The organism is Loigolactobacillus backii, assembly GCF_003946275.1.
GTDB lineage: Bacteria > Bacillota > Bacilli > Lactobacillales > Lactobacillaceae > Loigolactobacillus > Loigolactobacillus backii.
The window spans coordinates 20,471-27,338 of the sequence record NZ_RHNQ01000037.1 but is presented as its reverse complement, the minus strand read 5'-3'; the positions used below and the strand labels follow the sequence as shown (position 1 = coordinate 27,338).

Below are 6,868 nucleotides of genomic sequence, written 5' to 3'. Positions count from 1 at the left end.
CAATCGTATGATCAAACAGATCCAGCGAACGGCTTTTGGTTTTCGTAACTATCACCATTTAGTTTCACGGATCAAACTACAACAAATGCGCACCAAACCAAATAAAAAAACAGCATTAGAAGTTGCCTAACTTCTAACGCTGTAAAATTGGCTATCAACAGGATTTGACAGAGAGCCAAATAATCTTGTAAGAAGTCGTTTTCACCGTTCATAGCAGCAACATACATTGCCTTTTCAACGACGTTACGAAGTCCAACGTAGATTGAATCAACAGGACTTGACTGTAATTCTTTGTAGTACTGGATTTGATAACCATTTAATAGGCCAAATTGGTTAGCCAAAGCCTTAACTGAGCTTGTTAATGGGCTAAGAATACCATTAATTGCTGAGCCAACAAGCGGAATGCTGCTAACATCAAATCCTAAGGCACCAGTAATCGTACCAACTGGATCAGTAATTAAGGAATTAAGTTCCCCAAAAAGACCAGAAGCCTTACTCAAAATACCTAAGTTATAGTTGTTACCATCGCCACCGGCCATTGAAGTGATAACACTCCAGAAGCTTGAGTTACCTTGGGAGAAGAATTGGCTATCAATATCGCTTTGACCACCAAGTGAAGCCTTGTTAGTTAAAACATACTTTTCAAGGTAAGACTGAATACTTGGCTGGAATAATGGAATGTAAACGTCCCAAGTATCATTCAATTTTTCAACAGAATGGTTAAGTGCCGTCTTCATTGAAGTTCCGGTACTTAATTCTGGAAGTGCAGCAATTTGTGCCTCGGCTGTCTTTACGGCTGTGAGGTACATTGTATTCCAAGCAGTCGTTTGGTTGTTATCCATCCGATTATACAAAATAGTAGTTGCTTGAATTCCGGCACCAGTATTTGAGTTATAACCAAAATCATTGGCATAATCATTCAAACTAGCAAGCATATTTTGTGATAACGCTTTGTAATAAGTATCCCATGCACTTGCCCACTGTTTAACTACGTATTGGTAGCCTTGAGCCTGTGCCGTACCATTACCGTACGTTTCACCATTGATTGCATAATCACTGAATGAATTGTCACCATTGTTGGCAGCTGAATATGCTTTACCTAAATCATACATATCAGCATAACCAGTCATATTCTTATACTGGGTAGTATCAGCAAGGCTGGAAAGTACTGACGAAATGTCAGTACCAGTACCAGTACCGATACCTAAATCAGAAAGAATATCACCAATAACAGGAATATTGCCTAAAATATTGTTAAGTAACTGACTTGAACTAACACCAGGAATTAAGTTGGCAATTCCACCAACAACACCACCAATTTGTCCAGCTAAGCCACCGATAAACGAAATGAAGTTATCAGAACTTGATAAAGCTGCGATAACGGCATTACCTTTATCACTACCGATATCATCAAGTGCGGCCTTATAACCAGTCTGCCAGTCAGCGGCCTGTGTATTAGGGTCAATCGTCGTCAAATTAGGAACCGTTGGAATTGTTGCTGTATTTGAAGTAGTAGTTGCTGCACTGCTGGCAGAACTACTTGCGGCAGCCGTTGCAGCTGCTGCCCGAATTTCTGTAGCAACACTAGTAACTGCATAATTAGCAGCAGCACTAGATAAAGCAGCAGTTAATTCAGCACTGGTTGGATCAACCAACGTAGTCATTTCTGCTTCACTTGCTACGTTTGCTCCAGCAGCACTTAAATCAGAAACGGCAGCTGAAGAAGTTACACCTGCTTCATCAGAGGCAACAGTATCAGTATCAGCACTTGCTGAAGTTTCAGAAGTGGCAACATCGTTATTAACGACGGCGTCATCTCCTGTTTCTACAGTAGTATCTGCTAATGAAAGTGCTGGATCGGCAGTTGAGCTAGTTGCAGTTGAAGTTTCAACTGAAGCTGCGCTACTAACTGTTGCAGTAACACCATCACTCGTTGCAGCTGAACTGACAGCTGCGGTTGATGATGCAGCATCACTTGTTGCGGCAGCTGAACTGACAGCCGCGGTCGATGTTGCAGCATCACTTGTTGCAGCAGCTGAACTGACAGCCGTTGTCGATGTTGCGGCATCACTTGTTGCAGCAGCTTAACTGACAGCTGTTGTCGATGTTGCAGCATCACTTGTTGCAGCAGCTGAACTAACAGCCGTTGTCGATGTTGCAGCATCACTTGTTGCAGCAGCTGAACTGACGGCTGTTGTCGATGTTGCGGCATCACTTGTTGCGGCAGCCGAACTGACAGCTGTTGTCGATGTTGTTGCATCACTTGTTGTTGCAGCTGAGCTTACGGCTGCAGTAGATGATGCAGCACTAACTGGCGAAGCAACTGCGGACGAAACTGATAATTTATTATCACTTGAACTTAAAGCACTTGGATCTGACGTTAAGGCTGCATGTGTTGTTGTATCAGCATGTGCAGCACCGCCAACTACAAAACCTCCTGTTAAAGTAAGTGTACTCATCATTGCGTACAACCATACTTTACCGGACTTATACATCTTGTAGTGTTCAGACACTGTCTTTAAATAGCGTTGTGGATTATTTTTACCCAATTTGCTACGTCTCCTTCCAAATCACCTAACAAGTAAAACTACTTTACTTGTAAAAAAACATTTCGAACATCACACACAACAACACACTCGGCGCCTTGTATTCCTCCCGTGAAACTCTCAATGACTACCTTTTCCCCCAAAAAGGTATTGTTAGCTATTAAGAAATAGCTAACAGCGTCATTGTGAAATACAAAACGATCAATCAATTAATATTTCCTAAGTGTTAACACTTCCCCTAAAAATGTATTGTGCTGTAGCAATTACTACAATTAACAACTTTTTGCCATTTTTAACAATCACACCAACGGTTTTTGACCCTAGGCGTGATCCCCAAAAAAGCAATTAGCCTAGAAATTTTCAAAAACCAAGTTTAAGTCATTAATATATAAATTTTAATTATTTATTAACAATTAAGCTTAGTTGATATACTTTGTTTTAACATAAATTCAGTAAAGCGGCAACGTGTCCCACTTTTCAAAAAAATCTCAAGCATTATTCTCATTATCGATTTTAAAAATCCATAAGCCTTAAGACCGCTGTTAAATCAAGGTTTGAAAAGCCCACTTTTCTTATCTATTATATATTAATGATAGTTCAATAATTTTTAAATTTACATGTAGTCAGTTTTCATAAATATAATTACTCAAATTGACTACAAAAAATGGCAACTATTTTTGTAATTTTAGAAATAAAAAAATTTGGTCAGAAGTGAAACGACTAAAATGTCCGTCTCACTCTGACCAAATTTTTCACATACTTATTACTTCAAAAAATACCTTATTTTAAATTTTGGGTGCTCTAAAATACAACCAATTTAAAACGATTACGTAAACCTGAGGGCGTTTGGAAAATGCCCTTATTAGTATTCACCAAGCTAAGCTAATGAAAACGTGTTTGAAAAAGCAGCTTCCTGCGGTTGCCATGTTTCAACTTGGCGTTTTTCGCCATAGTTGAATGGACAACGTATGCAGCATCAAGATTATTAACGTTTTTGGTTGCGATTCGGATTTTGGTTTATCCTAGTCCAATCGCCAGCGTCAGTAATCTTCAGAATCTAAGCACTTTTTCAAACACTCTAGTAATTTACTCTAAAAGTCTTTTGGCAATAAATATTTCGCATCCGTTTCAGGATCCTGTGAAGTTAAAATCTTGGGACCGTCCTTTGTGATTACCAGCGTGTGCTCATACTGACAGCTTAATGAACCGTCCACTGTTGTCACGGTCCAACCATCTGGTGCAGAACTGTCACAGTGCCAATCACCAACGTTGACCATTGGTTCAATCGTAATGGTCATGCCTTCGCGCAAACGTAACCCTTTGCCGGCAGTACCGTAGCCTGGTACCATCGGATCTTCGTGCATAGTTGGTTGAATACCGTGGCCAACGTATTCACGAACATCGCCGTAACCATTCTCATCTTCAACGTAGGTCTGAATGGCGTGGCCAATATCACCCACTCGATTGCCAATCACGGCCTGATCAATGCCTAAATAGAGACCCTTCTTCGTTACCGCCATCAACTTCTTAACTTCATCACTGACATCGCCAACAGCGTAGGCCCAGCAGGAATCAGACATATAGCCATCGACGGAAACAACGGTATCGACTTTCACTAGGTCGCCGTTTTTTAACAAAACATCCTTCCGGGGGAACCCGTGACAGATTTCGTTATTGATACTGACACAAGTGGCATATTTATAGCCTTCAAACCCTTTTTCCTCAGGCTTAGCATTATTTTCTGCAAAATAACGAACGGCAAATTTTTCAATATCCCAGCTGGAAATCCCAGGCTTGATAATTTTCCGTAATCCAAGGTGCATCCCAGCTAAAACGGCACCAGACTTCTGCATACCGCGAATTTCACGATCTGATTTGAGCGTAATCATTGACATTAATACGAACCTCCTGAGTTCTCTAATCTTTATTTCCTAAAACTTGCGGGATTCCTACCCTTATAAACTCAAAGATATTTCCTGCTTTTTTCATGACATTTCTATTATATACTTTATGCGCATTTACGAAAGTTACTAAACTCGAGAGTGTTTGAAAAAGCGGTTAGATTATGGAGTATAGCCTAGCTAGGCGAAAAGAGACGCGCAGCGGATCGTTCGACTGGCGTAGCTATACGCAATAATCTGCTTTTTCAAACACGTTTACACCAGAGTGCCTGAAAAAGCGCTCAGGTTCTGAGGATTAGCCTAGATTGATGAATTAGCTGTGCAACAGATGATTCGGCGATCGTAGCTAGCCGCAGGAATCTGCTTTTTCAAACACGTTTACGTCTAATTTAATCAAGGCACCCCCTAAATTAAAACTAACCTTAAATCACTACACAACGTTAATTCTAATAGCGTCTCTCTAAACAAATTTAAAAAAATACGAAAAAGCATTACAATTGAGTAAAGATTGTCGTTTGATTACTAATTTTAATCTCAATACTTGATTATTTCTAAAAAATAAACGATTAAATATCTGCTTCAGCAAGGAGAGTTAGCCTATGTGGAAAAAAAGTAAACGTAAAAATGAAATTGTCTACGTGGAAAAGAAACCAGTTTATAAACAACGCTGGTTTTGGATTCTCATTGTCATTGTAATACTTTTAGTTGCTGGCGATATCAATAATTTCATTTCTAAAAACAACTCAACTTCTACTGATAGAACCGCAGCAGCCAGCAGTGCCCCAACGCCTAAAAAGAATACCCACGCAAAAGTGAACTTGGTCAATGATATTACCGCGAATAGCTACAATAACATTAAAGTTGGTAATTTAACCAAAAGTGGTGGTGATGGGACAACTTACATCAGCCTGGTTCAAAAGTTTGGCAAACCAAGTACAACCAGTGACGCCGCCAGCAATAACATCGCCACCAAAGTAAAAACCTGGTCCAATATCAGCGGCAGTGGTCCTGATGCCAAAATGACCGTTTCTTTTGTGCATAATCATGCTGTTGATAAGAATCTAACCGGTATTCAGGTCACGCGAGAAAATAACATTTCTTTGGACCAATTTAATAGCGTCCAAAACGGCCAAAGCTACCAGCAAGTTACGAAAGAGCTTGGTAAACCAAATGCTGTGCGCGTTACTTCAAACAACGGGAAAAAGACAACTGTTACGGAATATTTGACTGGCGTTGCCGGCAAACAAGGCGCCAATATTATTATTATTTACGATAATGCTAAGGTTACCGGCAAAACCCAAAATAATATGAAATAGTGTTGTCAGCCCGGGGCGTACACTAATTAGCATCTTCGCTTACTTTACTTCGATTTTCCTGATACAGGTAACGGACATAGCAAGCTAGGACGTACCCCACAATGAGGATTGCAACAATTGATTCTACAATTGTCAGCAAATTCAGTGATACTATTTGGTAACCTATTTTAATGAAAAGATCACGAACGGCAGTGATGGCAATCGCTGTAATGACCAGTGGAAAGGTAAACGCCGCGTAACTTGGTGAGAATTTAGTTTGCAACAAGCGCGGCAAACATGCTAACACTAAGAAATACATTAACTGTGAAAGAACCAGTAGGCCTAGCAATGGCCAAAAACTTTGGTACGTAAAACCTTTCATGTAGCCTGCCAAACAAAGTGATCCTGGGGCCGCAATGACTGCGACTAATGGTATAGTCCGCTGGGACATTTTTTGAATTTTGAATACCCGGCGCAACACAATTGGTAACAGGATTAGGTAAAAGACAACGGCCAGCCATAATACGACATGGCCTAAGGTTGGGTTAAAATCTGCGGAAGTCATTGGGATGACCCCCATCCCAACGTAGACGATAAACCAACTAGGGTAAACTTGCGCAAGGGTGACTTTTTTGCGCAGCACAAAGTAATACGTAAAATAAAGCATCAGCCCAAATTGGATGATCACGCCTAAATACCAAACACTGCTAGCTAAGTGCTTAAAGCCCGTTAGATACGTGGCCAGCACCATGATAGCCATTGAAAAGTTAGGCGCCACCGAGGCAATAATTGGATCTTTCAGCGCCTGAACACTGTCTTTGAAATCAAAGATTAATTTTAAGATGACAAACAAGAGCCCAACTGCGGCGCCAAGTCCCAGTACATTAGCGAGGACTGTTAGTTGATAATCCTTTGCTAAGTTGCCTAAGGAAGCAATGGCCAAAAAAAGGCCGCAGATGGGAATGGGAATTGATTTAAGAAAAATACGCATTAGTTCGTTGCTCCTTTATAAAGGCTTAGAATTAGGGAATGTTTAGAAAAGCGGTTAGATTCTGAGGATTAGCCTAAGTAGTCACTTTTGCCGTGAAACGGCCGAAGTGATTACTGTAGCTAACCGCAGGAATCT

6 protein-coding genes are annotated in these 6,868 nt (G+C 40.5%); 2 read left to right on the top strand and 4 right to left on the bottom strand.

The genetic code is table 11. The features are described from left to right. Window positions 1-71 precede the first annotated feature (71 nt). Window positions 72-1,664: a hypothetical protein gene (locus tag EKM61_RS07665; RefSeq protein WP_068376570.1), complete on the bottom strand. Its 1,593-nt coding sequence runs from the start codon at window positions 1,662-1,664 to the stop codon at window positions 72-74. Window positions 1,665-1,785: 121 nt separating this feature from the next. Between EKM61_RS07665 and EKM61_RS07660 the strand changes: the two genes are divergently transcribed. Then, window positions 1,786-2,088 (top strand): hypothetical protein, encoded by a 303-nt coding sequence (locus tag EKM61_RS07660; RefSeq protein ID WP_068222604.1) that lies wholly within the window; start codon window positions 1,786-1,788, stop codon window positions 2,086-2,088. Here the strand turns inward: EKM61_RS07660 and EKM61_RS07655 are convergent. Further along, window positions 2,085-2,549: a KxYKxGKxW signal peptide domain-containing protein gene (locus tag EKM61_RS07655; protein ID WP_068222601.1), complete on the bottom strand. Its 465-nt coding sequence runs from the start codon at window positions 2,547-2,549 to the stop codon at window positions 2,085-2,087. The two genes, EKM61_RS07660 and EKM61_RS07655, sit on opposite strands and share 4 nt — an antisense overlap. Before the next feature lie 1,088 nt (window positions 2,550-3,637). Continuing rightward, the gene (gene map / locus EKM61_RS07650) at window positions 3,638-4,435 is read right to left on the bottom strand and encodes a type I methionyl aminopeptidase (protein WP_068226177.1); all 798 of its coding nucleotides are present in this window, start codon (window positions 4,433-4,435) and stop codon (window positions 3,638-3,640) included. A gap of 611 nt (window positions 4,436-5,046) precedes the next feature. Here map and EKM61_RS07645 point away from each other — a divergent pair. Then, window positions 5,047-5,763: a DUF3862 domain-containing protein gene (locus tag EKM61_RS07645; RefSeq protein WP_068222598.1), complete on the top strand. Its 717-nt coding sequence runs from the start codon at window positions 5,047-5,049 to the stop codon at window positions 5,761-5,763. 22 nt (window positions 5,764-5,785) lie between these two features. Here the strand turns inward: EKM61_RS07645 and EKM61_RS07640 are convergent, their stop codons facing one another. Continuing rightward, window positions 5,786-6,733 carry a TDT family transporter gene (locus tag EKM61_RS07640; protein WP_068222595.1) on the bottom strand — a complete coding sequence of 316 codons (948 nt, stop codon included), beginning with the start codon at window positions 6,731-6,733 and terminating at the stop codon, window positions 5,786-5,788. Window positions 6,734-6,868: the final 135 nt, after the last annotated feature.